Origin of the sequence: Nesterenkonia aurantiaca (assembly GCF_004364585.1) — a bacterium.
GTDB classification, from domain to species: Bacteria; Actinomycetota; Actinomycetes; order Actinomycetales; family Micrococcaceae; genus Nesterenkonia; species Nesterenkonia aurantiaca.
This window is the reverse complement of record NZ_SOAN01000002.1, coordinates 52073-76109: the sequence shown is the minus strand read 5'-3', so window position 1 is coordinate 76109 and position 24037 is coordinate 52073. Positions and strand designations below refer to the sequence as shown.

Annotated in this window: 23 protein-coding genes; 9 read left to right on the top strand and 14 right to left on the bottom strand. The window is 67.8% G+C overall.

All coding sequences use genetic code 11. The features are described 5' to 3' along the window. The first annotated feature begins 54 nt into the window (after nucleotides 1-54). Nucleotides 55-1065: a glutaminase A gene (glsA, locus tag EV640_RS03355; protein ID WP_166645863.1), complete on the top strand. Its 1011-nt coding sequence runs from the start codon at nucleotides 55-57 to the stop codon at nucleotides 1063-1065. Nucleotides 1066-1127: 62 nt separating this feature from the next. Here glsA and EV640_RS03350 read toward each other — a convergent pair whose 3' ends face one another. The 6 genes from EV640_RS03350 to EV640_RS03325 form a co-directional block, all read right to left on the bottom strand. Beyond that, nucleotides 1128-2249, bottom strand: a complete 1122-nt coding sequence (locus EV640_RS03350; protein WP_133725811.1) for an LLM class flavin-dependent oxidoreductase — start codon at nucleotides 2247-2249, stop codon at nucleotides 1128-1130. Between the two features lie 226 nt (nucleotides 2250-2475). Further along, on the bottom strand, nucleotides 2476-2928 hold the full coding sequence (gene rplI / locus EV640_RS03345) for a 50S ribosomal protein L9 (protein WP_036475753.1): 453 nt from the start codon (nucleotides 2926-2928) through the stop codon (nucleotides 2476-2478). 32 nt (nucleotides 2929-2960) lie between these two features. After that, nucleotides 2961-3200, bottom strand: coding sequence for a 30S ribosomal protein S18 (gene rpsR / locus EV640_RS03340; protein ID WP_036475751.1), 240 nt, complete (start codon nucleotides 3198-3200; stop codon nucleotides 2961-2963). Between the two features lie 114 nt (nucleotides 3201-3314). Beyond that, nucleotides 3315-3902, bottom strand: a complete 588-nt coding sequence (locus EV640_RS03335) for a single-stranded DNA-binding protein (protein ID WP_036475749.1) — start codon at nucleotides 3900-3902, stop codon at nucleotides 3315-3317. 56 nt (nucleotides 3903-3958) lie between these two features. Next, nucleotides 3959-4258, bottom strand: coding sequence for a 30S ribosomal protein S6 (gene rpsF / locus EV640_RS03330; protein ID WP_036475747.1), 300 nt, complete (start codon nucleotides 4256-4258; stop codon nucleotides 3959-3961). Nucleotides 4259-4432: 174 nt separating this feature from the next. Beyond that, complete coding sequence (locus EV640_RS03325) at nucleotides 4433-5752, bottom strand: M18 family aminopeptidase (RefSeq protein WP_133725810.1); 1320 nt, start codon at nucleotides 5750-5752, stop codon at nucleotides 4433-4435. 58 nt (nucleotides 5753-5810) lie between these two features. Between EV640_RS03325 and EV640_RS03320 the strand changes: the two genes are divergently transcribed. Beyond that, the gene (locus EV640_RS03320) at nucleotides 5811-6014 is read left to right on the top strand and encodes a hypothetical protein (RefSeq protein WP_133725809.1); all 204 of its coding nucleotides are present in this window, start codon (nucleotides 5811-5813) and stop codon (nucleotides 6012-6014) included. Between the two features lie 20 nt (nucleotides 6015-6034). On the opposite strand, the gene EV640_RS03315 is transcribed toward EV640_RS03320, so the two are convergent. From EV640_RS03315 to EV640_RS03295, 5 genes are all read right to left on the bottom strand, one after another. Further along, nucleotides 6035-6838: a response regulator transcription factor gene (locus EV640_RS03315; RefSeq protein ID WP_036475918.1), complete on the bottom strand. Its 804-nt coding sequence runs from the start codon at nucleotides 6836-6838 to the stop codon at nucleotides 6035-6037. Nucleotides 6839-6935: 97 nt separating this feature from the next. Then, on the bottom strand, nucleotides 6936-8357 hold the full coding sequence (locus EV640_RS03310; RefSeq protein WP_243832215.1) for a sensor histidine kinase: 1422 nt from the start codon (nucleotides 8355-8357) through the stop codon (nucleotides 6936-6938). Continuing rightward, nucleotides 8350-9252: an ABC transporter permease gene (locus EV640_RS03305; RefSeq protein WP_133725808.1), complete on the bottom strand. Its 903-nt coding sequence runs from the start codon at nucleotides 9250-9252 to the stop codon at nucleotides 8350-8352. Before EV640_RS03305 ends, EV640_RS03310 begins: the two co-directional genes overlap by 8 nt. Beyond that, on the bottom strand, nucleotides 9249-10160 hold the full coding sequence (locus tag EV640_RS03300) for an ABC transporter ATP-binding protein (protein WP_036475743.1): 912 nt from the start codon (nucleotides 10158-10160) through the stop codon (nucleotides 9249-9251). The genes EV640_RS03305 and EV640_RS03300 overlap by 4 nt, the downstream gene beginning before the upstream one ends. 35 nt (nucleotides 10161-10195) lie before the next feature. Continuing rightward, a complete protein-coding gene (locus EV640_RS03295; RefSeq protein WP_133725807.1) occupies nucleotides 10196-11488 on the bottom strand; it encodes a DUF418 domain-containing protein in 1293 nt (430 codons plus the stop codon). Between the two features lie 115 nt (nucleotides 11489-11603). Here EV640_RS03295 and EV640_RS03290 point away from each other — a divergent pair, with 115 nt between their 5' ends. After that, nucleotides 11604-12470: a potassium channel family protein gene (locus EV640_RS03290; protein ID WP_133725806.1), complete on the top strand. Its 867-nt coding sequence runs from the start codon at nucleotides 11604-11606 to the stop codon at nucleotides 12468-12470. Between the two features lie 39 nt (nucleotides 12471-12509). Here EV640_RS03290 and EV640_RS03285 read toward each other — a convergent pair whose 3' ends face one another. Continuing rightward, nucleotides 12510-13595: an inositol-3-phosphate synthase gene (locus EV640_RS03285; RefSeq protein ID WP_133725805.1), complete on the bottom strand. Its 1086-nt coding sequence runs from the start codon at nucleotides 13593-13595 to the stop codon at nucleotides 12510-12512. A gap of 142 nt (nucleotides 13596-13737) precedes the next feature. Here EV640_RS03285 and EV640_RS03280 point away from each other — a divergent pair, with 142 nt between their 5' ends. Beyond that, nucleotides 13738-15150 (top strand): glycosyltransferase family 87 protein, encoded by a 1413-nt coding sequence (locus tag EV640_RS03280; RefSeq protein WP_133725804.1) that lies wholly within the window; start codon nucleotides 13738-13740, stop codon nucleotides 15148-15150. Here the strand turns inward: EV640_RS03280 and EV640_RS03275 are convergent. Beyond that, complete coding sequence (locus tag EV640_RS03275; protein WP_036475740.1) at nucleotides 15136-16560, bottom strand: CCA tRNA nucleotidyltransferase; 1425 nt, start codon at nucleotides 16558-16560, stop codon at nucleotides 15136-15138. The genes EV640_RS03280 and EV640_RS03275 overlap by 15 nt on opposite strands. A 123-nt stretch (nucleotides 16561-16683) precedes the next feature. Here EV640_RS03275 and EV640_RS03270 point away from each other — a divergent pair, with 123 nt between their 5' ends. The 5 genes from EV640_RS03270 to trxA all read left to right on the top strand — a co-directional run bounded on the left by EV640_RS03270 (nucleotide 16684) and on the right by trxA (nucleotide 22485). Next, nucleotides 16684-17238: an NUDIX hydrolase gene (locus EV640_RS03270; protein ID WP_051501208.1), complete on the top strand. Its 555-nt coding sequence runs from the start codon at nucleotides 16684-16686 to the stop codon at nucleotides 17236-17238. Between the two features lie 21 nt (nucleotides 17239-17259). Next, entirely contained in the window at nucleotides 17260-19044 is a 1785-nt protein-coding gene (gene murJ, locus EV640_RS03265) for a murein biosynthesis integral membrane protein MurJ (RefSeq protein WP_243832214.1), read from the top strand. A gap of 68 nt (nucleotides 19045-19112) precedes the next feature. Beyond that, nucleotides 19113-21017 (top strand): hypothetical protein, encoded by a 1905-nt coding sequence (locus tag EV640_RS03260; RefSeq protein WP_133725803.1) that lies wholly within the window; start codon nucleotides 19113-19115, stop codon nucleotides 21015-21017. 116 nt (nucleotides 21018-21133) lie between these two features. After that, complete coding sequence (gene trxB / locus EV640_RS03255; protein ID WP_051501207.1) at nucleotides 21134-22144, top strand: thioredoxin-disulfide reductase; 1011 nt, start codon at nucleotides 21134-21136, stop codon at nucleotides 22142-22144. 14 nt (nucleotides 22145-22158) lie between these two features. Further along, nucleotides 22159-22485: a thioredoxin gene (gene trxA, locus EV640_RS03250; RefSeq protein WP_036475735.1), complete on the top strand. Its 327-nt coding sequence runs from the start codon at nucleotides 22159-22161 to the stop codon at nucleotides 22483-22485. 106 nt (nucleotides 22486-22591) lie between these two features. Here the strand turns inward: trxA and EV640_RS14020 are convergent, their stop codons facing one another. Further along, the gene (locus tag EV640_RS14020; RefSeq protein ID WP_036475733.1) at nucleotides 22592-23401 is read right to left on the bottom strand and encodes a ParB/RepB/Spo0J family partition protein; all 810 of its coding nucleotides are present in this window, start codon (nucleotides 23399-23401) and stop codon (nucleotides 22592-22594) included. Between the last annotated feature and the right edge of the window lie 636 nt (nucleotides 23402-24037).

Sequence of the window (24037 nt, the reverse complement as noted above, 5' to 3'; positions counted from 1 at the left end):
ATCCGCGGATCCCAGCGGGTAGCGTGGGAGGACCAACCCCCGAGGAGACATCCGGTGCACGAGTCGATCAACACATACCTCCGTGAGGTGCTCAAGGAATCCAGCGCGGATGTCAGCGGCAAGCTTGCGGCCTACATCCCGCGGTTGCGAGACGCCGATGAGAAGCTGCAGGCGCTCGCCCTGGCCACTGCGGACGGACAGGAATGCTCCGCCGGGGACGACGAGCACCTGTTCACCATCCAGTCCATCTCCAAGCCGTTCGTCTACGCGCTGGCGCTGGACGACATCGGTCTGGACCGAGTCCGCGAGATGGTCGGGATGGAACCCTCCGGTGAGGCGTTCAACGAGCTCTCCCTGGAGGGGGGCACCGGGCGGCCGCTGAACCCGATGATCAACGCCGGCGCCATCGCCACGCACCACCTGGTGGACCACACCAGCCACGAGGAGCATCCCGGTGGCCGGCAGAGCGAATCTCGCACCTCCGAGGTCCGCAGCAGGACCACCCGGATCCTTGATGGCATGTCGGCCTTCGCCGGGCGTCCGCTCGAGATCGATTGGGACGCGGCCGAGGAGGAGTACTCCACCGCCTACCGCAATATGGCGATCGCCCACATGCTGAAGTCTCACGGCTCCCTGGAGACCGAGCCCGATGAGGCCGTGCGCGGTTACATCGATCAGTGCTCGATCCTGGTCACGGTCAAAGACATCGCCCGGATGGCGGCCACGCTGGCGAACAACGGGATCAATCCGGAGAACGGTCTGCGCGTGGTCTCCGCCGAGTCGGCCCGCACCACGCTGGGCATCATGGCGACCTGCGGGATGTATGACGCCTCCGGGCGCTGGCTGACCCAGATCGGGATCCCGGCGAAGTCGGGCATCTCCGGAGGCATCATCGGGGTGCTTCCCGGCCAGGTCGGCATCGCCTCCTTCGCGCCGCGGCTCAACGAGGAAGGCAGCAGCGTCCAGGGCGTGGCGATGTTCCAGCACCTCTCGAACGAGCTCTCGCTGCACCTGATGAGCAGTGAACGCATCAACGTGATCGAGGAGCTGGAACGCCGCGGCTGAGCCGGACCCCCGGCTTCAGGCGGGGCCTGAGCCTAGACCGAGCCCACGCGCGCGGCGCAGCCTCAGGCGGCCGCCGCCGTGCCGCCCCCTGGGACGGGGTCGCGACCCTCGGCGCGGCGACGGGCCAGGACTTGGTGGGTAGGCGACTCAGGGGTGCTCTGCGGGGCGCGTGCGGCCACCTCTCGTCGCAGCACCGGCACGACCTCCTCCCCCAGCAGATCGATCTGCTCCAGCACGGTCTTCAGCGGCAGTCCGGCGTGGTCGATCAGGAAGAGCTGACGCTGATAGTCCCCGGCGTAGTCTCGGAAGCTCAGCGTCCGCTCGATGACCTGATCGGGCGTGCCCACGGTCAACGGGGTCTGCGCACTGAAGTCCTCGAGCGAGGGTCCGTTGCCGTAGACCGGCGCCCGGTCGAAGTAGGGCCGGAACTCCCGGATCGCGTCCTGCGAGTTCCTGCGCATGAACACCTGGCCGCCGAGGCCCACGATGGCCTGCTCGGCCGGCCCGTGGCCGTAGTGCGCGTAGCGAGAGCGGTAGAGCTCGATCATCCGCCCCGTGTGTTCCTTGTTCCAGAAAATGTTGTTGTGGAAGAACCCGTCGCCGTAGTAGGCGGCCTGTTCGGCGATCTCCGGTGAGCGGATCGAGCCGTGCCAGACGAAGGGCGGGATGTCATCGAGCGGGCGAGGGGTGGAGGTGAATCCCTGCAGCGGGGTGCGGAAGCGCCCGGAGAAGTCGACTTCGGTCTCGCGCCAGAGCCGGTGCAGCAGCGCGTAGTTCTCCAGGGCCAGTGGGATCCCGCTGCGGATGTCCTTCCCGAACCAGGGGTAGACCGGACCGGTGTTCCCCCGACCCAGGGTGAGATCTACGCGGCCCTGGGCCAGGTGCTGCGCGAAGGCGTAGTCCTCCGCGATCCGCACCGGGTCGGTGGTGGTGATCAGGGTGGTCGCCGTGGAGAGCTGGATCCGGCTCGTCTGCGCCGCCAGGTAGGCCATGAGGATCGGCGGGTTGGCCGGAGCCACGAAGGGCGGGTTGTGGTGCTGCCCGACCGCGAAGACGTCGAGCCCTGCCTCTTCCGCCCGCTTCGCGATCGTCACCATCGACTGGATGCGCTCGTGCTCGGTGGGCACCCGTCCAGTTCTCGGGTCCGGGGTCATGTCGCCGATGCTGAATATGCCGAACTGCATAGCTGCTCCCTGCGCCGTCACGGGTGACCCGGTCCACCCCGGTCACTGATTCAAATTTGAAGCACGTTCAGCATAACCCGCGCCTGCCCGAGGTCATTCCCCACAGACGCCCCTGATCGCGGGTCGGTCGGGGCTTCCTCCAGAGCACAAGAGAGCCCCGGCCTCCCGCAGGAGTCCGAGGCTCTCTCGTGTTTCAGCCGGGTTCGGCTGGGATGCTGGGTGCTGCCTACTTCGAGCCGACGACCTGCAGGTCGAGGGTCGCTGAGACATCAGCGTGCAGGCGAACGGTGGCCTTGTAGCTGCCGACTGCCTTGATACGTGCGGGGATCTCGACGGTGCGCTTGTCGATGGAGCCCAGGCCGGAGGCCTCGACCGCATCGGCGATCTGTGCGGAACCGACGGTTCCGAACAGGCGACCGGAGTCGCCGGTCTTCACGGTGATCTTCACGGGGGCAGACTGCAGCTTGGTGGCCACTGCCTGTGCTTCCTCGACCGTTGCGATCTCGCGAGCCTTGCGAGCGGAGCGCAGGCGCTCCACATCCTTTTCGCCGCCCTTGGTCCAGGCCAGTGCGAAGCCACGCGGCAACAGGTAGTTGCGTGCGTAGCCGCTTCTGACGTCGACCACATCTCCGGAGGCGCCGAGACCGGTCACTTCCTGAGTCAGGATGAGCTTTGCCATGGTTGTTCCTTTCCTTCCCAGTCAGTCCTGGATCAGCCGCGGCCTGCGCCAGCGTACGGCAACAGTGCGACTTCGCGAGCGTTCTTGATCGCCTGGGCGATCTTTCGCTGCTCCTGGACAGTCACGCCGGTCACCCGGCGTGCGCGGATCTTGCCTCGGTCGGAAATGAACTTCCGCAGCAGGGCGGTGTCCTTGTAGTCAATGACCGTGATGTCAGCAGCCTTCAGCGGGTTCGCCTTGGGCTTTGGCTTCTTGAGTTCAGCCTTTGCCATCGTGGTGCTCCTTCTCATTCTCGGAGCCCGCACCTGTGGGATGCGGGATGGTGGATAGTGTGTGTGTTCAAGCCGCTGTTCGTGGGCTCGAGGAGCGCGAGGCGCTGCTCAAGCTCAGAACGGTGGCTCGTTGTTGTCAGGGGTGCCCCAGCTTCCGCCGCCGGAGGGCTGGCCGCCCCACGGATCCTGCGGTGCGGAATCGTTGTTCCACCCGCCGGAGCCGCCGGATGACGAGCCGCCGCCGGAGTTCCCACCGCCGAAGCCGCCGCCGGAGGCCGCGCCGCCGGCGTTGCCGCCGCCGAAGCCGCCTCCGCCGCTCGGACGGCCGCCTTGGCCGCCGCTCGAGCGCTGGACGCTTGCCGTGGCGAAGCGCAGCGAGGGACCGATCTCATCGACGTCGAGCTCCCAGGAGGTGCGGTTCTCCCCCTCCTTGGTCTGGAACGACCGAGCCTTCAGGCGACCCTGCGCGATCACGCGGGTGCCCTTGGTGAGGGACTCGGCGGCGTTCTCTGCGGCTTCACGCCACAGCGAACAACGGACGAAGAGAGTCTCTCCGTCCTTCCATTCGTTTGCTTGACGGTCGAAGAACCGCGGCGTAGACGCGATGGCGAAGTTGGAGACCGCTGCACCCGAGGGGGTGAAGCGGAGCTCTGGATCTGCCGTCAGGTTGCCTACAACGGTGATGATGGTCTCGCCGGCCATGGAAATGCTCCTTGGTTGCTGGTTCGCCCTGACAGGTGGATAGACCACCTGGAGGATTAATCGATCTTCTGTTCCTCGGGGCGGGTGATCTTGGTGCGCATGATCGTCTCGTTCAGGCGCAGCAGTCGGTCGAGCTCGGCGGCGGCGTCAGGAGTCGAGTGGAAGTTGACGACGGCGTAGACCGCTTCCGTCTTCTTCTGGATCTCGTAAGCCAGGCGGCGACGGCCCCAGACATCGACGTTGTCCACGGTGCCGCCGTCCTTCTTGACGACCTCCATGTACTTGCCGAGAGTCGGTTCCACGGTGCGCTCGTCAACCTCGGGGTCGACGAGCACCATCAGTTCATAGTGACGCATTGTGTTAACCCACCTCCTTTGGCCTTGCGGTCACGGGATTTCCGTAACAGGAGGGTCTATCTGCATCTGCATCTGGGCCTTTTCCTCCGCCCTCGGCATGAGGGCAGGAAGGATCAAGGTCAGACAACCTGCACCATCGTACCGGCTTTGCGCCAGGGCGACGAACGCGCCCGCTCAGCTGTTGAGCGAGGTGGTGAAGAAGCTCGCTACGGCGTCCCGGAGATGAGCGATGTCCTGGACCCCGCACATCTCCCGGGCCGAATGCATCGAGAGCAGCGCGATGCCGACGTCGACGGTGCGGATGCCCAGCCGGGTGGCGGTGATCGGCCCGATGGTGGAGCCGCAGGGGAGGTCGTTGTTGGAGACGAACTCCTGGGTGGGCACTCCGGCGGCGCGGCAGACCTGGGCCCACATCGCCGCCCCAGGGGCGTCGGTGGTGTAGCGCTGGTTGGCGTTGATCTTCAGCAGCGGACCCCCGTTGGGCAGCGGCCGGTTCGCCGGGTCATGGCGTTCGGAGTAGTTCGGGTGGACCGCGTGCCCGGCATCGCTGGAGAGGTGCCAGGAGGCCGCCAGCGCCTGAGCCCGCTGGGTGGTGGTGGCATCGGGCTGACCTGCGGCTCGGCCGAGGCCTTCATAGATCCGGCCCAGCACCTCTTCCAGGAACGGCCCGGCCGCGCCGGAGCGCGAGGCCGAGCCCAGCTCCTCGTGGTCGAAGGCGGCCAGCATCGGAATGACCGTGCCGGCCTCGGCCGTCTCCGCGGTGCCGATCAGGGCGCTGAGTCCGGCGTGGACCGAGGAGAGGTTGTCGAGCCGGCTCGAGGCGAGGAACTCCTGCGCCGCACCGAAGGTCGCCGGGGCCTGGGCGTCGGCGAGGACCACGTCATAGCCGTCGACCTGGGCGGGGTCCACCCCGGCGGAGGCGGCCAGCAGGCCCAGCACGTCGGCGGCAGCCGCCTGCTCCGCGGAGCCGGCAAGTCCCAGGATCGGAGCGGTGTGCGCCTGCTTGCCCAGCTTGAGGCCCTCGTTGACCTGACGGTCCAGATGGATGGCCAGCTGCGGGATGCGAGCCACGGGCCCGGTGGAGGCCAGGTGTGTGGCTCCGTCGCGGGTGACCAGGCGCCCGGCCAGGCGCAGCTCCCGATCCAGCCAGGAGTTCAGCAGCGGTCCGCCGTAGACCTCGACGCCGGCCTGCAGCCAGCCCTGACTGATCATCGTGGACTTGGGCTTGAGCTTGAACCCGGGGGAATCGGTATGTGCCCCGAGAATGCGCAGCGGGGTCATCGGGGACGCCCCGGCCGGCACCACCCAGGCCAGCACGGCTCCATCGCGGACCACGACGTAGCGTCCGGGCTCGGCGGGCCAGTCCTGATGTTCACCCAGCTGGGTGAATCCGGCGCTGACCAGCCGCTGCGCCGCCACGGTCGCCGCATGGTAGGAGGAGGGCGAGGCGGTCACATAGTCGGCGAGGTCTTCGATCAGCTCTTCGGATGTCATGCTCGCCATCCTAATCAGAGGCCTCGATTCCTGCGGGGCCCGCTGCCAGCGTGGCCGCATGTCAGCAATGTGGGCCGGCCTTCTCATCAATCTCCTGCTCTTCGTGGCGCTGCTGCTGATCGTGATGTTCGTGCTGCACGCCACGATCCGTGCCGCGGTGCGCAATGCGCTGCGCGACCACGACGCCTACCGCGAGGAGCAGACCCAGGCCCAGGCCCATGCCCAAACCGCAGATCGGATCCCCAGCCAGTCCGAGACCTGACCCGCCGCGCACCCTCCGGGCTAGAGCGGACCGATAAGCCCGGTCTGGAACACGTAGACCACGGCCTGCACCCGGTCCCGCAGCTGCAGCTTGGTCAGGATCCGACGCACATGGGTCTTCACCGTGGCCTCGGAGAGGAAGAACTTCGCGGCGATCTCCGCGTTGGAGAGACCCTCGGCCACGGCGAAGAGCATCTCGGTCTCGCGCTGGGTCAGGGGTTCGCGCGGGACTCCATCGTCCATGGCCTCGGCGATCTCCCGACCATCGGGCAGCGGCCGCCCCGTGCCGGTCCCGGCGCCGGTCGCGTCGGTCGTGCCGGTCCCCGCGCCGCCTGCAGCTCCGCGAGCGCGGCGAGCTGCCCCGCCGCTGGGGCTCTGCGCTGCTGAGGGTTCGATCCGGGCTCCACCGCGCAGGTAGACCTCCAGCAGCCGCTGGGTGATCCGCGGGGCCACCACGGCGTCGCCCTCTGCCACCACGCGCACCGCGTGGACCAGGTCCTCCGGGGTGACGTCCTTGAGCAGGAAGGCGCTCGCGCCGGCCTGGAGTCCTGAGAAGGCGTATTCGTCCAGGTCGAAGGTGGTCAGGATGATCACGCGGGTCTGCGGGAACTGCTCGACCACCTTCGTGGTGGCCTCGATCCCGTCCATCCGAGGCATCCGCACATCCATCAGCACCACCTCTGGGCGTTGGCCAGGGGGGAGCGCGTTGAGCGTCTGCAGCGCCTCGATCCCGTCGGCGGCCTCCGCCACGACCTCCAGGTCCTCCTCGCCCTCGAGGATCAGCCGGAAGCCCATCCGGAGCAGGTGCTGATCATCGACCAGCATCACCTTCAACGGGCCGGTGCGCGGCTCGTCCCCGGGCACGGCGGCCTCGAGGCGTGCGGGGTGTGCCGCGTCGTCGTGGTGGTGGTTGTTCACCTGGTCATCCCTTCTGCGGCGGTTCCAGCACCGCGCGCACCATCCAGCCCCGGCGCGGTGCCGGGCCTGCGTAGACCGAACCGCTGTAGAAGCCTGCGCGCTCCTCCATGCCATGGATCCCCAGGCCGCTGCCCACCGATTCGCGGCGCTCACCATGGGCCGGGTGCACGCCGTCGTCGGTGATCGTGAGCACCACCTGACCGGTGGCCGGCATTCCCAGCGCGGCCTGGTCCGCCGCGCTGAGGCCTTCAGAGCGCAGCCGTCGCGACTCTTCCAGGCTCGGACCGGGGCGGTGTTCGATGTGCACCGCCACCTCGGTGACCTGGCGCCCGTAGCGCAGCACATTGGTCAGCGATTCCTGGATGATCCGGTGCACCGTGAGACCGAAGCCGGCGTCCTCGGGCAGCGAGGGCCCGGTGAGGCTCACGGTCAGCGGCAGGCCCGCTTGTCGGAAGTTCTCATAGAGGTCCTCGAGGGATTCCCCGACCGGGCGCCGGGCGGCGCCGACGTCCTGGCCCTCGCGCAGCACCCCGATCACGCGCCGCATGTCTCCCAGTGCGGTGCGGCCGGTGCCGGAGAGCTCTTCGAGGACCTCGCCGGCGCGGTGCGGATCCTTGCGCGCCACGATCCGGGCGCCGTCGGCCAGCGAGATCATCACCGAGAGCGAATGGGCGATCACGTCGTGCATCTCTCGGGCGATCCGGTTGCGCTCGGCGACCTGGGCCAGCTGCTGGCTGCGCCGGGCCCACTCCAGGACCTCCTGTTCATGGCTGCGGCCGCGGCACACGGCGGCACCGATGCCGGCGGAGATCCCGACGCTGAAGAACATCATCACCGCCAGGATGCTCAGCGACTCGAACTCGCTGAGCCCCATCGGATCGTAGTAGTTCTCCATCCACCAGCTGGGCTGGTTCCGATCCGCCCAGATCTCGGTGCGCAGAAAGGTCAGATACCCCAGCACACAGGCAGGAAGACCGGTGATCAGCCCCACCAGCAGTCCGCGCTGCAGCGCCACGGCGTAGGCGGCGAAGCACAGTCCCATCATCTGCACGCCCTGCCAGGGGTAGAACAGCAGCAGCACCGCCTCGGCCAGGGCCACCAGGGCAAGCACGCTCAGCGGATGCGAGCGACGGAAGCACAGCGCAGCGATGATCACGCCATAGCCGATCAGCAGCCACAGCGCGCCGCTGCCCAGATCGTAGAAGGCGTAGGGGTAGACCCAGAGGGTCAGCAGCACATAGACCCCGATGACCACCGCGTCCATCGACCTCGGATGCCTGCGGAACCAGCCGCGCAGGCCGCGCCGGCGCACGATCGCGAGATCCTCGAAGCCGGCCGGCATGACCTGCCCGGTGGGGGATTCGGAGGGCGCCTGGGTGATCACGGCATCGACTCTACCCAGTGGCGCGGCACCCGGCTCAGGCATCGCGTCGAGTGAACAGCAGCCACCCCGGGAGCAGCACGACGCCGGCCCAGGCCAGCAGCAGCCCACCGGCAAGCGGCACCGGGAGGTCTGTGGCCAGGGAGGCGCTGCCGGCGGTGAACTGGCGCTGCAGCGCGAAGATCTCGAAGCGGGCCAGCTCCTCGACCCATGGGGCGAAGTCGGTGAGCGCCTGCAGCAGACCCAGCGCGATGGGTCCGCTGAAGAGCAGCAGGCAGTAGGTGACCACCGCTCCGGCAGTGCTGCGCAGCAGCGCTCCGAGCCCGAACCCGAGTGAGGCGGTGATGATCACCACCGCCGCGTTGCTCAGCGTCATCCACCAGAGCTCGGGCTCCCACAGCGGGGGCATCACGTCGTAGAACCCGGCCAGCGGCAGCAGGACAAGGAAGCAGAGCAGCATCAGCGCCGCGGTGAGCGCTGCGATGAAGCCGCAGACCGCCAGCAGCTTCGCGGCGAAGAACATGCTGCGGTTGGGCACCGCGGCCAGCGAGGACCGGATCGAGCCCGAGGTGTGCTCGGTGGTGATCGCGACCGCCGCGAGCGCCCCCATCAGCAGCGTGACCAGGGTGAAGCTGAAGTAGACGCTCTCGAAGAGGCCGAGCCCGGTCAGCTCAGTGTCCAGGCCCTGGACCGGAGGTTCGGAGAACAGGTAGCGGGTGCTGAACACGGTGGCGGTCAGCGTGAGGATCATCACCGCAAGTGCGGCCAGGCTCAGCCACCAGTTCAGCCGAAGGCTGGTCAGCTTCAGCCACTCCGCGCGCAGCGCACGGGTGAAGCTGACCTCGGCGGGACCGAACGCCGAGGCCGCGGCGTTGCCCGCCGGATGATCAACGGCGCCGGGTTGGGTGCTTCCCGGGGCGCGGGAGGTGTTGGGGTTCATAGCAGTCCTCCGGAGCGGTGTTCGACATAGTTCCCGGTCAGCCTGAGGTAGGACTCCTCCAGGGAGGAGTGCAGCGGGGTCAGCTCGTGGATCACCACGCCGATCTCCAGTGCCCGGCGGCCGATGCTCCGGGCGTCGATGCCGCGCGCCTCGAAGGTCTCGGCGTCCTGGCAGACCAGGGTGATCTGGGCTCCGGCGAGCGCAGTCATGAGCGCCTGCGCGTCCTCGGTGCGCACCAGCACCCGGGTCTCTCCCGCCGGGTCGATGAAATCGCCCAGCGGCTGATCGGCGATGATCCGCCCCTGTCCGAGCACGATGAGATGATCGGCGGTCTGCGCCATCTCCGACATCAGATGAGAGGAGATGAACACGGTCCGTCCCTGGGCGGCGAGTCGGCGGACCAGCTGGCGGACCCAGCGCACGCCCTCAGGGTCCAGCCCGTTGATGGGCTCGTCGAAGATCAGCACCCCGGGGTCACCCAGCATCGCAGCGGCGATCCCAAGCCGCTGAGTCATCCCCAGGGAGTAGCTCTTGATCCGTCGGGTGGCCACGGAGCTGAGTCCGGTCATCTCGATGACCTCCTGGACCCGAGCCTTGGGGATGGCGTGGGTGGCGGCCAGGATGCGCAGCTGCTGCTCCCCGGTCCATCCCGGATGCCACGCCCCGGCGTCGAGCACCGCCCCGACCTCGCGCAGCGGGGCGCGGTGTTCGGCGTAGGGCCTGCCGTTGATCGTGATCTGCCCGGCGCTGGGCCGGTCCAGCCCCATGGCCAGCCGCATCGTGGTGGACTTCCCCGCCCCGTTGGGACCCAGGAAGCCGGTGACCCGGCCCGGCTCCAGCGCGAAGCTGATCCCGTCCACCGCGGTTCGCTCCCCGTAGGTCTTGCGCAGGCCGCTGGCTGTGATCATGGCTCCACGCTAGGTCCGCACCGGTGCGGTGCGCATCACGCTGAAGGATGATCCTGGGCCGGTTTCACGTGAAGCGGCTTCACCGCGTAGGTCCAGGCGCGCAGCGGCGCCTCCATCGGGCCGCGGTCGAAGAAGCGCAGCCACAGGTGCGAGATCCCGAGCTGGCCCAGCCAGAGCACGACGACGACGCCGCCCACCTGGCTCGCGCTCAGCTGCCCGGCCAGTCCCAGGCCCAGCGGGGCGCCCAGCGCGGAGAAGATCAGGGCGAGCACCAGGGACTGGCCCAGGTAGTTGCTCAGCGACATCCGCCCGGCCGGGGCCAGGAGGCGCACCAGCCAGCTGAACCCGCGGTGGCGCATGACCAGCAGTGCCGCCAGGACATAGCCGGTGGCCTGTACCGGTCCCGCGAGGAAGATCAGTCCGGCGCTGAGCGTCTCAGCGCCCAATCCACCGGCTCCCGGCTCGCCGCCCCAGACCATCCAGGCGGCGGTCACGCTGAGCCCGCCTCCCACCGCGAGGGCGGGCAGCATGACCGAGACCAGCCGCGCCGTGGCGATCTCTCCGGCGAGGATCCGCTCCAGCATCCGCAGGCGTCCGAGCACCAGCCCCAGCAGGAAGGCCGCGAACGCGATGGGCCCCTGCACCAGCAGCATCGAGGGGGCCACGAGCGCGTAGGCGTCCAGCTGGAAGGCCAGGTAGCTGCCGAGGCTCCCGGTATAGGCCGCCCGGGCCTCCTCGCTGGCCATGATCAGCCCGGAGCTCTCCATGGACTCCGGGCTCATCGCCGCGCCGTCCATCAGCGGAGCGGACTCCAGCCACCAGGTCAGTGCGCCCAGTCCGAGGAGCGCCAGCGCCACCACGACCCAGAGCCCGGCGGCGAGCAGCAGCGCGGCCCGGGTGCTGATCCGGCGCAGTCCCAGCAGCGCGAAGCCCAGGACGGCGTAGGCGAGCAGGATGTCGCCCACGAAGAGGAAGACCCCATGCAGCAGCCCGAGGACCACCAGTCCGGTGAAGCGACGCTGTGAGCGGGAGACCTCGCTGACCCCGGCGCGGTGCGCGGAGCTCCACTGCAGCACGAAGGCCAGACCGAAGAGGAAGGAGAAGATCACATAGGACTTGCCCTCGAAGACCGCTGTAGCGGCGAAGGCCACCCACTGATCAGCAGCGGCGAAGGCCCCGGCGTCGTCTCCGGAGCCCGTCTCGCTCAGTCCGGCGGAGCGCCCGCCGCCGACGAGGTTCTCCGGAAAGGCGAAGTACCAGATGTTCACGGACAAGATGCCCAGCAGGGCCAGCGCGCGTAGCGCGTCGACGGCGTGAAGTCTCTCCATCCCTCCAAAATACCCGGACCCGCCGGACACGATCCCTTCAGGGGGCACAGGCTGGATCTGGGCGGGCCCTGTGGCGCTAAGGTCGCAGGACACCTTCGAGTCTCAGGAGTCTTCTTTGGGCACCGTACTGACCATCGCCGGAATCGCCGTCATCCTGGTGGGCCTTTGGGACATGTTCAACCACCTGCTGCACCCGCGCGGGTCAGGTCCGCTGAGCAGCCTGGTCTTCTCAGCGGTGTGGAAGCTCTCCAGGACCACGAAGCATCGGTTGAGCTACGCGCTCGGTCCCGCCACGATGGTTGCCGTCATCATGATGTGGGTGATGATCCAAGCGGTGGGTTGGGCACTGATCTACTACCCACATGTCCCTGAGGGCCTCCTCTATGCCGACGGTATCAACCCCGGCGACTACCCGGTCTTCGCCGAGGCTCTCTACGTCTCATTGGCCTCGCTGGCGACGCTCGGCTTCGGCGATGTGGTCGCGGTGGAGCCGGGGCTGAGGCTGGTGGCTCCGGTCCAGGGACTGACCGGCTTCGCGCTGCTCACCGGAGCGCTCACCTGGTTCATGCAGATCTATCCGCCGCTGTTCCGCCGGCGCTCTGCCGCGCTGATGCTCAACGCGCTTCAGGAATCCGGATTCCTGAAGCAGCTCTCCGAACTGGACCCGGCTTCGGTCCAGACCGAGGTTGACCGGCTCTCGGAGCAGATCGCGCAGATCTGCGTGGACTTCACCCAGCACAGCGAGACCTACTACTTCCGAGTCGACGCGGACGCCGTCGCGCTCTCGCAGCACCTGCACCATGCCCTGGCGCTGCGTCGAGCCGCAGCAGACAGCAGCGCGCCGGAGGTGCGGATCAGCGCCGCGAGGCTCGGCTCGCTGCTGGACCACCTGGGCTCCACGCTGAGCCCGAGCTTCGTCTCGGGCCGGGACCTGGATGAGATCTTCGCGGCCTATGCCGCAGACCACTCCAGCTCCCGCTGAACCCTCCAGCGGCTTGCCGAGACGCGAGCTGGGAAGTTCCTACCGGTCGATCTCGCCGCGGATGAAGGCCTCAACCTTCTCGTGGGCGACATCGTCGTGGAACTGCTCCGGCGGGGACTTCATGAAGTAGCTCGACGCCGAGAGCAGCGGTCCGCCGATGCCGCGGTCCAGCCCGATCTTCGCCGCCCGGATCGCATCGATGATCACCCCGGCTGAGTTCGGCGAGTCCCAGACCTCGAGCTTGAGCTCGATGGAGACCGGGGCGTCCCCGAAATTGCGACCCTCCAGCCGGATGAACGCCCACTTCCGATCATCGAGCCACTGGATGTAGTCGCTGGGTCCGATATGGACATCTCGGTCGGCCAGCGGCGCGGAGGTGTTCGAGGTCACCGCCTGGGTCTTGGAGATCTTCTTGGACTCCAGTCGATCGCGCTCGAGCATGTTCTTGAAGTCCATGTTCCCGCCCACGTTGAGCTGGTAGGTCCGGTCCAGGTGGACCCCGCGGTCTTCGAACAGGTGGGCCAGCTCGCGGTGCGTGATCGTCGCCCCGATCTGCGACTTGATGTCGTCCCCGACGATCGGGACCCCGGCGTCGGCGAATTTGCTCGCCCATTCCGGGGTGCCGGCGATGAACACCGGAAGCGCGTTGACGAAGGCCACGCCCGCGTCGATCGCGGCCTGGGCGTAGAACCGGGCGGCTTCCTCGGAGCCCACCGGCAGGTAGCAGACCAGCACATCGGCCTGGGCCTGCTTCAGCGTGGCCACCACGTCCACCGGCTCGGCCGCGGACTCCTCGATGGTCTCCCGGTAGTACTTCCCGAGTCCGTCCAGGGTCGGGCCACGCTGCACGGTGATCCCGGTGGCAGGGACCTCGGCGATGGTGATGGTGTTGTTCTGCGAGGCGGTGATCGCCTCGGCCAGGTCCAGCCCGACCTTCTTCGCGTCCACATCGAAGGCCGCGACGAACGCGACGTCGCTCACGTGGTAGTCCCCGAATCGGACATGCATCAGCCCGGGAACTCGCTGATCATCGGGGGCGTCCTTGTAGTACTCCACGCCCTGGACCAGTGATGCCGCACAGTTTCCGACGCCGACCACGGCGACTCGGATGGGATGATCTGCCAAAAGTGCTCTCCTTGGGGTCTTGCAGCTCTGTCTCCCAGCGCGGCGGGGGTCCCGCCGCCAGCTGGAAGGTGATCTCAGTCATATCGGTGTCTCTGAGTCAGAAGCCTATAGCGAGTCGACCCCGGAGGTTATCGTGGACCCGATGACCAAGCCCCCGAAGGACGGACCCCCGGTCGCTCCGACCCGGGATGACCCGATGCTGCGGCACCTCTCGGAACGCCTCGGCGGACCCGCAGGGGCTCGGTTGCGCCCTCGGGGCACCCCGACCCGGGTGCTGTTGGGCCTGACCGTGCTGGGAATCCTGCTCTCGGCGCTGACCAGCCAGTACTGTCGGATCAATGGCTGGGGCGGGGTGGGGGTCTATCACGCGGGCTGCTATTCAGACATCAGCGCGCTCTTCACCCAGCGTGAACTCGGCCAGGCGCCGTGGGGTCCGCTGCTCGGCCCGAGCTACTTCGAGTACCCGGTGCTCACCAGCCTGGTCGCCGCGCTGCTGGCGGCCTCGACCCGGTTCCTGCTCACCCAGGAGGTGACCGTGGCGCTGGGCTGGTCCGCCGAGCGCGCCTCGCTGCTCTACTGGGACCTCAGCTTCGCCGCGGCCGCAGCCGTGTGGCTGGTGCTGGTGCTGGTGGTGATGAAGGCCGCCGGCGCGCGTCCCTGGGACGCCGCGATCGTGGCACTCTCCCCGGCGATCATCTTCGGCATCGGGATCAACTGGGACATCTGGGCCGTGACCGCGCTGGCCCTGGCCATCCTGGCCTTCCAGCGTGGGGCCCATGTCAGCGCCGGGGTGATGATCGGCGTCGGCGTGTCCTTCAAGCTGTTCCCGCTGTTCATGCTCGGCGCCGTGCTGGTCCTGGTGCTGCGCCGCGACACCCGGCTGGGGTTTCAGGTCTTCCTGCGCGTGCTCGGCGGCACGGCGGCCAGCTGGTTGGTGCTCAACATCCCGGCGATGGCGCTGAGCTTCACCTCCTGGTCCCAGTTCTTCGAGCTCTCCGCCGAGCGCGGCGCCGGATACTCCTCACCCTGGCACCTCTGGCAGCTGCTCGCCGGGGATCGCGGCGGCCCGAGTCCCGAGATGATCTCGGGCCTCGCACTCGGGCTCTTCGTGGCGGCCTGCGCCGGAGTGCTGGTGCTGGGACTGCTGGCGAAGCATCCACCCCGGATGGTGCAGCTGCTGTTCCTGATCGTGGCGGCGTTCCTGCTGCTGAACAAGGTCTATTCGCCGCAGTTCATGATCTGGCTGATCCCGCTCATCGCGCTGGCGGCACCGCGTTGGCGCGACGCGCTGATCTGGCAGGGGTTCCAGCTGCTGCACTTCTGGGCGGTGTGGATGTACCTGGCAGGCATCGTGGGGGACCAGGATCCGCAGCATTCCTTCGACACCGCGCTCTACATCGCCGCGGTGCTGGGCCACATCGGCGCCACGATCTATCTGATGGTCCAGGTGGTGCTCGACATCCTGCGCCCGGAGCGCGATCCCGTGCGACGCGCGATCCCGGATCCAGCCCCGGGTGGCCGGCACGAACCGGTGCCGAGCTCAGAGCTGGGCTGAGGCCCATTCCTTGAGGATCTGCACGGCGTCCTCGCGGGACACCGGCCCGTGCTCCATGCGGTGTTCGAGCAGGAACTTATACGCCCGGCCCACCTCAGGGCCCGGGGGGATCTCCAGGACGGCCATGATCGCTTCCCCGTCGAGGTGCGGCCGGATCCGGTCCAGCTGCTCGCGCTCGGCCAGCTCGGCGATCCGTGCTTCAAGGTCGTCGTAGGCGTGATCGAGCCGGGCGGCCTTCTTCTTGTTCCTGGTGGTCACATCCGACCGGGTGAGCCGGTGCAGCCGCTGCAGCTGGTCACCGGCGTCGGTGACGTAGCGGCGCACCGCCGAGTCGCTCCAGCCCTGGTCGCCGTAGCCGTAGAAGCGCATGTGCAGCTCCACGAGCAGGCTCACCGCGGCGATGGTGGCCTTGTCGAAGCGCAGCTCCTGCATCCGCCGGCGGGTCTGTTTGGCGCCGACCACGTCGTGATGCCGGAAGCTGACCCCGCCGCCGGGTTCGAAGCGCCGGGTCTTGGCCTTGCCAACGTCGTGCATCAGGGCCGCGAAGCGCAGCACGAAGTCCGGGCCGGGCACCGGGCCCTCGTCGTCGGTCTCCAGGGCGCAGGCCTGCTCCAACACCTGCAGGGAGTGCTGGTAGACGTCCTTGTGCCTGTGGTGCTCATCGTCGGTGAGCTTCAGCGCGGGCACCTCCGGGAGCATGATCTCGGCCAGGCCGGAGTCCACCAGCAGGTCGATCCCGGCGCGCGGGTCGGCACCGCAGATCAGCTTGACCAGCTCCTCACGGATCCGCTCCGCCGAGACGATGCTCAGTCGCTGGGACATCTCGGTCATCGCCGCGCGCACCTCGGGGGCGACCTCCATGCGCAGCTGGGAGGCGAAGCGGGCCGCGCGCATCATGCGCAGCGGGTCATCGGAGAAGGACTCTTCGGGGGTGGCGGGGGTGCGCAGCAGTCGAAGGTGCAGGTCCTTGACCCCGCCGTGCGGGTCCACCAGTTCGAAGCTGGGCAGCTTCAGCGCCATCGCGTTGACCGTGAAGTCACGCCGGACGAGGTCCTCGCCCAGGTCGGTGCCGAAGTTGACCTGGGGCTTGCGCGAGCCCGGGTCGTAGGCCTCAGCCCGGTAGGTGGTGATCTCGATGGTGTCGGCACCCTTGCGGATCCCGATGGTGCCGAAGTCCCGGCCGATGTCCCAGTGCGCCTCAGCCCAGCCGGAGACCGTCTCGATGATCTGATCCGGGGTGGCGGCAGTGGTGAAGTCCAGATCCGGGGAGGTCCGGCCCAGGAAGAGGTCCCGGACGGGACCGCCCACCAGGGAGAGTTCGAAGCCGCGGGCGGCGAAGCGTTCGCCGAGTTCGACGACGACCTCGGGCAGCCAGGCGCCGTCGGGGAAACCAGAGGGAAGGTAAGGCATAGCGCAAACAGTGTCCCATATGCCGCGCCCGGGGAGGCCCGGATCCGCGCCAGCACCGGCATGCGCGCTGCGGTGCGTGCGGGACGCCGTGATCTGCACGGCACTCCTATTAGAGTGTCGGGTATGAACAGACCGGAGACCGGCGATGAACGGCGCACCCCATTGACGGTGTCAATGGGTGCCCGGCGCATGCCGGCCCGGCAGTCCACGCGGCAGCAGGGCAGCCTCCCCACGGTGGAGGAGGTCAGCGCCGGCGGGGTGATCATCCGCCCGGCCGCCGCCGGGTTCGAGGTCGCGATCATCGCTCGGTACAACCGCGGTGGACGCCTGGAATGGTGCCTGCCCAAGGGCCACCCGGAGGGCAACGAGACCTTCGAGGAGGCCGCGCTGCGCGAGGTCGCCGAGGAGACCGGGATCGAGGGTGCTGTCCTGACTTCTCTGGGCAGCATCGAGTACTGGTTCACCGTACCCTCGCATCGGATCCACAAGACCGTGCACCACTACCTGATGGAGGCCGTGGGCGGGGAGCTCAGCATCGAGAACGATCCCGACCATGAGGCCGTCGACGTCGCCTGGGTGGACCTGGATGCGCTGGAACGCACGCTCTCCTTCCCCAACGAGCGTCGGATCGTGAATCTCGCCCGTGCAGTGATCGATGAGTCGGTCCAGTCCAGCTGATCCGGCTATAGTCCACTGACGATGACTGCTGCTTCTCCCGGACAGACCGAGACCGGTCCACCGCCAACTCCGCCCTCGACTCCCTCGACCCCGGACCCAACGGCCCCTGACGCCTCGAATGACCAGAGCCACCTCCCCGCGAAGGGCCTGGCCCGCGCCAGCGCGATCATGGCCGCCGGCACCCTGGTGTCCCGGGTGCTCGGCATCGTGCGCACGGCGCTGCTGGCGGTGGCGATCGGTAACACGACCCTGGTGGGCGACGTCTTTGAGAAGGCCAATACGGTTCCCAACGTGGTCTACCTGCTGCTCGCCGGCGGGATGTTCAACGTGGTGCTGGTCCCGCAGCTGATCAAGGCCGCGCGGCGCTCCGATCGGGGCGCGGACTACACCTCCCGGCTGCTCACACTGACCATCACGGTGCTGGCCGCCTTCACCGTGCTGCTCACCCTGGCGGCCTACCCGATCATCCTGACGCTGACCCGCAACTGGACCGAACCGATGCTCGCGCTGGGCACCGCCTTCGCGATCTGGACCCTGCCGCAGATCTTCTTCTACGGCCTCTACGCGGTCACCGGACAGGTGCTCAACGCCAATGCCCGCTTCGGCTGGTACATGTGGGCGCCGGTGCTGAACAACCTGATCGCCATCGGGGTCATCCTCAGCTTCATCGTCACCTTCGGGCAGTACTCTGCCGACGATAACCAGCTCACCGAATGGACCGCACAGCAGACCATCTGGCTGGCAGCGGGTCACACCGTGGGCATCATCGCCCAGGCGCTGCTGCTGCTGTGGCCGCTGTCCCGGCTCGGGTTGAAGCTGCGCCCGAAGTTCGGACTCAAGGGCATGGGCCTGGCCTCCACCGGCCGGATCGCAGGCTGGACCCTGTTGACCATGCTCATCGGCAACGTCGCCAACCTGCTCTACATGCGGCTGATCTCCGGTGCCACCGCGGTGCGTGAGGAGATGGGCGCGCTCGGCGCCTCGGTGCCGGGTGAATCCGCCGCCAACGTCGCGGAGCTGATCGCGATCCTGCCGCATTCGGTGTTCGCGCTCTCCATCGCCACGGTGCTGTTCAACCAGCTGGCCCGCGCGATGGACCTGGGCCGCTATGGCAGGGCTCGGGAGATCATCAACGAAGGCCTGCGGATCTTCGCCATCCCGGTGATGTTCTGCATGGTGGCGGTGCTGGTGCTCGCCGGTCCACTGGGCCGGATCTTCGGCGGCGCCGCAGCCGATGCCAACCTGGCCGGCGCGGCCATCGGGCAGCTGCTGGTGCTGCTCGCCCTGGGGATGCCCTTCCGCTCCGGTAGCTTCTACCTGATGCGGGTCTTCTACTCCGCCGAGGACGCCAAGACCCCGATGCTGATCTACGCGATCATCGCCGTGGTCGGGCTGAGCACCGCCTATGGTCTTGCCGGGGTCATCCCGGAGGAGCAGATCCCCTATCTGGTGATCGGGCTCTTCAGCGCGCTGCACATGCTGCAGTACCTGATCGCTCACCTGCTCGTGGTCCGGCGCTGGGGCGGCTTCGACTTCGCCTCCGTGCTCAGCGCGTATCTGCGCTCCGGGGCCTGCGCAGGCATCGCAGGACTCGCCGGCGCAGCCGCGCTGTGGCTGCTCGGCGGTTATCACTGGGGCTTCGCCTGGAACTCGATCTTCACCGCGGTGATCAGCTGCGCCGTCGTCGGTGTGGTGATGGCGGTGGTCTTCGTGCTGATGCTGCGCGCGCTGCGGGTCAAGGAGTTCACCGCGGCGATCGCACCGCTGGCGAGGCGCGTGCCAGCACTGTCCCGCCTGGCCCGGTAGGCTTGACCTGATCTGACCTGGCTGTCTGCGATAGGCGGCCAGGATGTTTACCGGACCGAGGAGGACTTGTGGCGCAGCCTTTCGGCGTCGGCGATGTGGTGGGCGGGCGGTACCGCATCACCCACCACGTGGTGACGTCAGCTGATCAGGACATCGTCTTCCAGGCGAGCGACGAGGTCCTCGACCGGGACGTGAGCATCCTGCTGGCCTCACGCTCGAACGCCAAACAGGTGGCCACCTCCGCGCGGGAACTCGCGATGGGCTCTCGCGACTCCGACGTCCAGGTGCTTGATCTCGGCCTCGCCGAGGAACGGACCTACCTGATCTCCTCGCTGGTCGATCCCAACACCCTGCTGGATCTGGTGGTGCCGGACACCGCGCCCTACGTGGAGCCGTTCTTCACCGACTCGCTGGGCTCCGAGCTCTTCGGACAGTCCCGCATCATGGAGCCCGAGACCTACGAGGACGACGACGAGTACTACGCCGGACTCCATGCCGGCTCCGCCGAGGACCGCTCCGAGGATCCCGCCCGTCGCTTCCGCCGACGCCGTCCCGCCTTCCTGGACAAGGTCTCCGACTCGCTGAACCGCCGGCTGAACACCGAGAGGGACGCCGCCGCCGTTGCGGCAGGCCAGGCAGAACAGGGCCGTGCGGCCGCCGCGGCCTATCTGCGCAGCGACATGGAGGTCACCAGCGCAGACCCTGCGGCGGACACCGCAGAGGACTTCTCCGGCACCCGGGACGCCTCCACGACCGCTTCGAGCGAACCCTCCGAGGGCCTCCAGCCCACAGCCCCCGACGGGGACCGCTCCTCCGCGCCCACCGAGGCCGGCGCGGACGCCGCATCCGGTGACTCGGAAGGGTTCGCGCCCCAGGACTCGGACCCCGCCCAGCCAGAGCCCGCCCAGGACGCCGAGCGGCTCGACGGTGACGAGGTCATAGACGACCCGCCAGACTCCTTCGTGGAGGACGAGGATCTCCCCCTGGCGCCCGCCGCTGCGCCGCTGGCCCCGCTTCCCGGTCCCCCGCGCTCTCGAGGACTCAGTGAAGCGGTCTCCTTCACCGGGCTGATCCGGCCAGTGCCACGCATCGAGGATGACGCGGCCCTGCGGGCCCCCACCTCCGCCCCGGCGCCTGAACTGCAGGGCTCCAGCCCGGCCCACACCGAGCACTCCGGCTCCGAGGGCCCGCTCGCTGCGGGCTTCTCCGGGGCCGGCGCAGAACCACGGGCGGCCGAGCCCGCCGACAAGGACTTCCAGGACGAGAGGCCCAGCATCGGCCGATGGATCACCGCCGCGGTGCTCGCCGCGGTGTTGCTGGTCGCGGCCCTGGTGATGTTCATGAACCTGCGCGGCGGTGAGACGGAGGACGTCTCCGACGAGCAGGACCAGGGCCAGGACCCGGAGCAGGACACCGGGGACGCCGGCGCAGAGGACACCGGCGCGGAGGAGGGCGGTGACGAGGGCGATCAGGAGCCAGGCGCAGAGGAGTCCACCCCGACCGAGGCCGACGCTGCGGAACCGGAGATCGCGAACATCACCCGAGTGGTCCCCGACTCCCCAGACCTGATCTCGGACCGAGACGGCCAGCTCGCCAACCTCCTGGACGGGGACCCCGCCACCACGTGGGTCACGCTGTCCTTCGCGACCGCTGACTTCGGCGGCTTCAGCTCCGGCGTCGGACTGGTGGCAGAACTCCAGGAGCCCGCCGAGCTGTCCGCGGTCACCGTCACCCAGGAGGGTGAGTCCTCGGGCGGATCCTTCGAGATCCTGGTCAATGACACCCCTAGCTTCGAGGGCGCCGAGCAGGTCGGAAGCGGCACGCTGAACTGGAACGAGACCACCGTGGAGGTCGAGTCGGAGGGCGAGGTCGGCTACGTGATCCTCAACATCACCGAGCTGCCCAGTCAGGCCACCCCGAATGCCGACGGCCTGCCGTTCAGCACCGAACTGGCCGAGATCAGCCTCGACTGACCCTCGGCGCCGCAGTGGGGCCGCACGCACCGCTCCAGTAGGCTGGCGGGTGACGGAATATGTTGAACATCGATGATGTTCAATATTCCAGACACCACGACCGTTGCTAAGGACATGTGATTGTGACTGAACAGACCCCTGACCAGGTTCACGACGTGGTCATCATCGGCTCAGGCCCTGCTGGCTACACCGCTGCCGTCTACATGGCGCGCGCGAACCTCAAACCCGTCATGCTCACCGGCTCTGTGACCGCCGGAGGTGAGCTGATGAACACCACCGATGTGGAGAACTTCCCCGGCTTCCCAGACGGCATCATGGGGCCTGATCTCATGATGAACATGGAACAGCAGGCTCGACGCTTCGGAACCGACATCCGCCACGAGGACGCCACCACGCTGGTCCTGGACCGCCCGATCAAGCAGATCACCACCGGAGCCGGAGACGTCCTCCATGCCCGCGCAGTGGTGCTTGCCACAGGCTCGGCCTACCGTGAGCTCGGCGTTCCCGGCGAGAAGGCCCTCTCAGGACACGGGGTCAGCTGGTGCGCCACCTGTGATGGCTTCTTCTTCCGGGAACAGAACATCGCCGTGGTCGGCGGCGGCGACTCCGCCATGGAAGAGGCGCTGTTCCTGACCAAGTTCGCCTCCAAGGTCACGGTCCTGCACCGCCGTCAGGAGCTGCGCGCCTCGCAGATCATGATCGACCGGGCCAAGGCCAACGAGAAGATCGAATTCATCTGGAACACCGAGGTGACCGAGGTGCAGGGTGAAGGCAAGGTGAGCCGCCTGATCCTGCGGGACACCACCACCGGCGAGCCCTCCACGCTGGACGTGACAGGACTGTTCGTCGCGATTGGTCATGACCCGCGCACCGAGCTCTTCAAGGATCAGATCACCCTGACCGAAGAGGGCACCGCCTGGGTCGAGGGTCGCACCTCCAGGACCTCGCTGCCGGGAGTCTTCGCAGCCGGAGACGTGCTGGACCCCACCTATCGCCAGGCGATCACCGCCGCCGGCTCCGGGTGCGTCGCAGCACTCGACGTCGAACACTGGCTGGCCGACACGCTGAACTCTGAGGCCGCGAAAGTCCCGACCCCGCCGACCAACACTGCCCCCGTCCCGTCCTAAGAAAGGAGATCTACATGTCAGATCTCAAGAACGTCACCGACGCAAGCTTCGAGCAGGATGTCCTGCAGGCCGACAAGCCGGTCCTCGTGGACTTCTGGGCCGAATGGTGCGGCCCCTGCCGCATGCTGACTCCCATCCTCGAGGAGCTGGCCGCTGAGAACCCCGAGAAGATCGAGGTCGTGAAGGTCAACGTGGATGAGAATCCCGGCACCGCCGCCAAGTTCGGCATCACCTCGATCCCCGCCGTCTACGCCTTCAAGGGTGGCGAGCATGTCCAGTCCTCCATCGGCGCGAAGCCGAAGCAGGCGCTGGAACAGGAGTTCGCTGACCTGCTGAAGTAAGCACGGGCCTCAACACATGAGGCCGCACAGTTAGGGCCCGGGACGCATCTGCGTCCCGGGCCCCACTTGTTTCACATGAAACGTCTGGCTCGGCCAGAGCGCAGGATCACGACCGCGACCCGATCATCTCCATCAGCCGGTGCAGATCGTCGATGGACCCGAAATCGATGGCGATCCGACCCTTCTTGGCTCCCAGAGTGATCTTGACCTGGGTGTCCAACCGATCGGTCAAGGCGTCGGAGAACTCCTCGAGCTGTCGCACCCGCGGACTCTTTGCCCGTTCACGGCCGAGATCCCCGGTGCCCTGATCTCGTTGCGCCAGCGTCACGGCCTCCTCCGTCGCACGCACCGAAAGGCCCTCGGCCACGATGCGTCCGGCGAGCTGCTCCATCTGCTCCAGAGACTTCAGCCCCAGCAGGGCACGGGCATGTCCCGCGGACAGGACCCCGGCGGCCACCCGGCGCTGCACCGCGGGGGGCAGCTTCATCAGACGCAGGGTGTTGCTGATCTGAGGCCGAGACCGACCGATCCGCTCGGAAAGCTCATCCTGTGTGCAGTTGAAATCGTCCAGAAGCTGGCGATATGCAGCTGCTTCCTCCAACGGATTGAGCTGTGACCTGTGGATATTCTCCAAAAGTGCGTCTCGCAGCAGGTCATCATCCGCAGTCATGCGAACGATCGCCGGGACCGTCTCGCGCTCTGCGGCCTTGGACGCTCGCCAACGCCGCTCACCCATCACCAGCTCGAACTGGTCCGGACCCGCGGGACGCACCACGATGGGCTGCAGAACACCGATCTCACGGATCGAGTGGACGAGCTCGTCCATGTGCTCTTCATCGAACTCCTGGCGCGGCTGGCGCGGGTTCGGCACGATCGAGGCCACCGGTATGGAACGGAACTCGGCGCCATCCACCATTCCGGAGGTTTCACGTGAAACGGAGCTGGTCCACGCGCTCTCCGGCACGGAAGCAACTCGCTCCGAGGTCGGCGCAGTCGTCTCTCCCTCGACCGCGGGCCCCACCGGTGCCTCCGGCAGGTCCTCCTCAGCCGCCGAGCGCTTGGAGGACGTCGACTTCGCTCCACCTCGAGACAATACATCGGGCATCGGAGCCCGCTGGCCGCTGCCTGCGCGGCGTGATGTGGTGTTCGGCCTGGAGATGGTGGCAGATTCCCGAGCAATGACCTGTCTGTCGAGGTCAGCTTTGGCGGAGAAGAACACATCGATGGGGCGAGGAGCACTCGGACGCGCTTCGCGTGTTTCACGTGGAACGGCGTGGGTTGACTGGGAAGCGGATTGACGAGTGGCTGGGGCCCCTGCCTCTCGGGTGTTCGACCGTGTTTCCGCCTCGCGGGACGCGCTTGGTTCTGGTGCCGCTTCACGGATGGCAGAGTCGGATGCCTCCGCCGGAGCGGCGCCAGCAGGCTCGGGGCGACCATCCTCGACCCGGGCGGCCTGAGCCGATTCGACCGCCTCGGCCGCCTCAGCGGCACGGAGGGCCTCTGCGGCTTCCGCGTCCTGGGCATCGCTGTTGATCAATGCGCCCAGGCCTCG

Excerpts from the sequence above, each read along its gene's own strand:
- EV640_RS03350 (WP_133725811.1), bottom strand. The coding sequence starts at position 2,249 with ATGCAGTTCGGCATATTCAGCATCGGCGACATGACCCCGGACCCGAGA.
- rplI (WP_036475753.1), bottom strand. The coding sequence starts at position 2,928 with ATGGCAAAGCTCATCCTGACTCAGGAAGTGACCGGTCTCGGCGCCTCC.
- rpsR (WP_036475751.1), bottom strand. The coding sequence starts at position 3,200 with ATGGCAAAGGCTGAACTCAAGAAGCCAAAGCCCAAGGCGAACCCGCTG.
- EV640_RS03335 (WP_036475749.1), bottom strand. The coding sequence starts at position 3,902 with ATGGCCGGCGAGACCATCATCACCGTTGTAGGCAACCTGACGGCAGAT.
- rpsF (WP_036475747.1), bottom strand. The coding sequence starts at position 4,258 with ATGCGTCACTATGAACTGATGGTGCTCGTCGACCCCGAGGTTGACGAG.
- EV640_RS03325 (WP_133725810.1), bottom strand. The coding sequence starts at position 5,752 with ATGACATCCGAAGAGCTGATCGAAGACCTCGCCGACTATGTGACCGCC.
- EV640_RS03320 (WP_133725809.1), top strand. The coding sequence starts at position 5,811 with ATGTCAGCAATGTGGGCCGGCCTTCTCATCAATCTCCTGCTCTTCGTG.
- EV640_RS03315 (WP_036475918.1), bottom strand. The coding sequence starts at position 6,838 with ATGCTGGTCGATGATCAGCACCTGCTCCGGATGGGCTTCCGGCTGATC.
- EV640_RS03310 (WP_243832215.1), bottom strand. The coding sequence starts at position 8,357 with ATGCCTGAGCCGGGTGCCGCGCCACTGGGTAGAGTCGATGCCGTGATC.
- EV640_RS03305 (WP_133725808.1), bottom strand. The coding sequence starts at position 9,252 with ATGAACCCCAACACCTCCCGCGCCCCGGGAAGCACCCAACCCGGCGCC.
- EV640_RS03300 (WP_036475743.1), bottom strand. The coding sequence starts at position 10,160 with ATGATCACAGCCAGCGGCCTGCGCAAGACCTACGGGGAGCGAACCGCG.
- EV640_RS03295 (WP_133725807.1), bottom strand. The coding sequence starts at position 11,488 with ATGGAGAGACTTCACGCCGTCGACGCGCTACGCGCGCTGGCCCTGCTG.
- EV640_RS03280 (WP_133725804.1), top strand. The coding sequence starts at position 13,738 with ATGACCAAGCCCCCGAAGGACGGACCCCCGGTCGCTCCGACCCGGGAT.
- EV640_RS03275 (WP_036475740.1), bottom strand. The coding sequence starts at position 16,560 with ATGCCTTACCTTCCCTCTGGTTTCCCCGACGGCGCCTGGCTGCCCGAG.
- EV640_RS03270 (WP_051501208.1), top strand. The coding sequence starts at position 16,684 with ATGAACAGACCGGAGACCGGCGATGAACGGCGCACCCCATTGACGGTG.
- murJ (WP_243832214.1), top strand. The coding sequence starts at position 17,260 with ATGACTGCTGCTTCTCCCGGACAGACCGAGACCGGTCCACCGCCAACT.
- trxA (WP_036475735.1), top strand. The coding sequence starts at position 22,159 with ATGTCAGATCTCAAGAACGTCACCGACGCAAGCTTCGAGCAGGATGTC.
- EV640_RS14020 (WP_036475733.1), bottom strand. The coding sequence starts at position 23,401 with ATGGTGGATGGCGCCGAGTTCCGTTCCATACCGGTGGCCTCGATCGTG.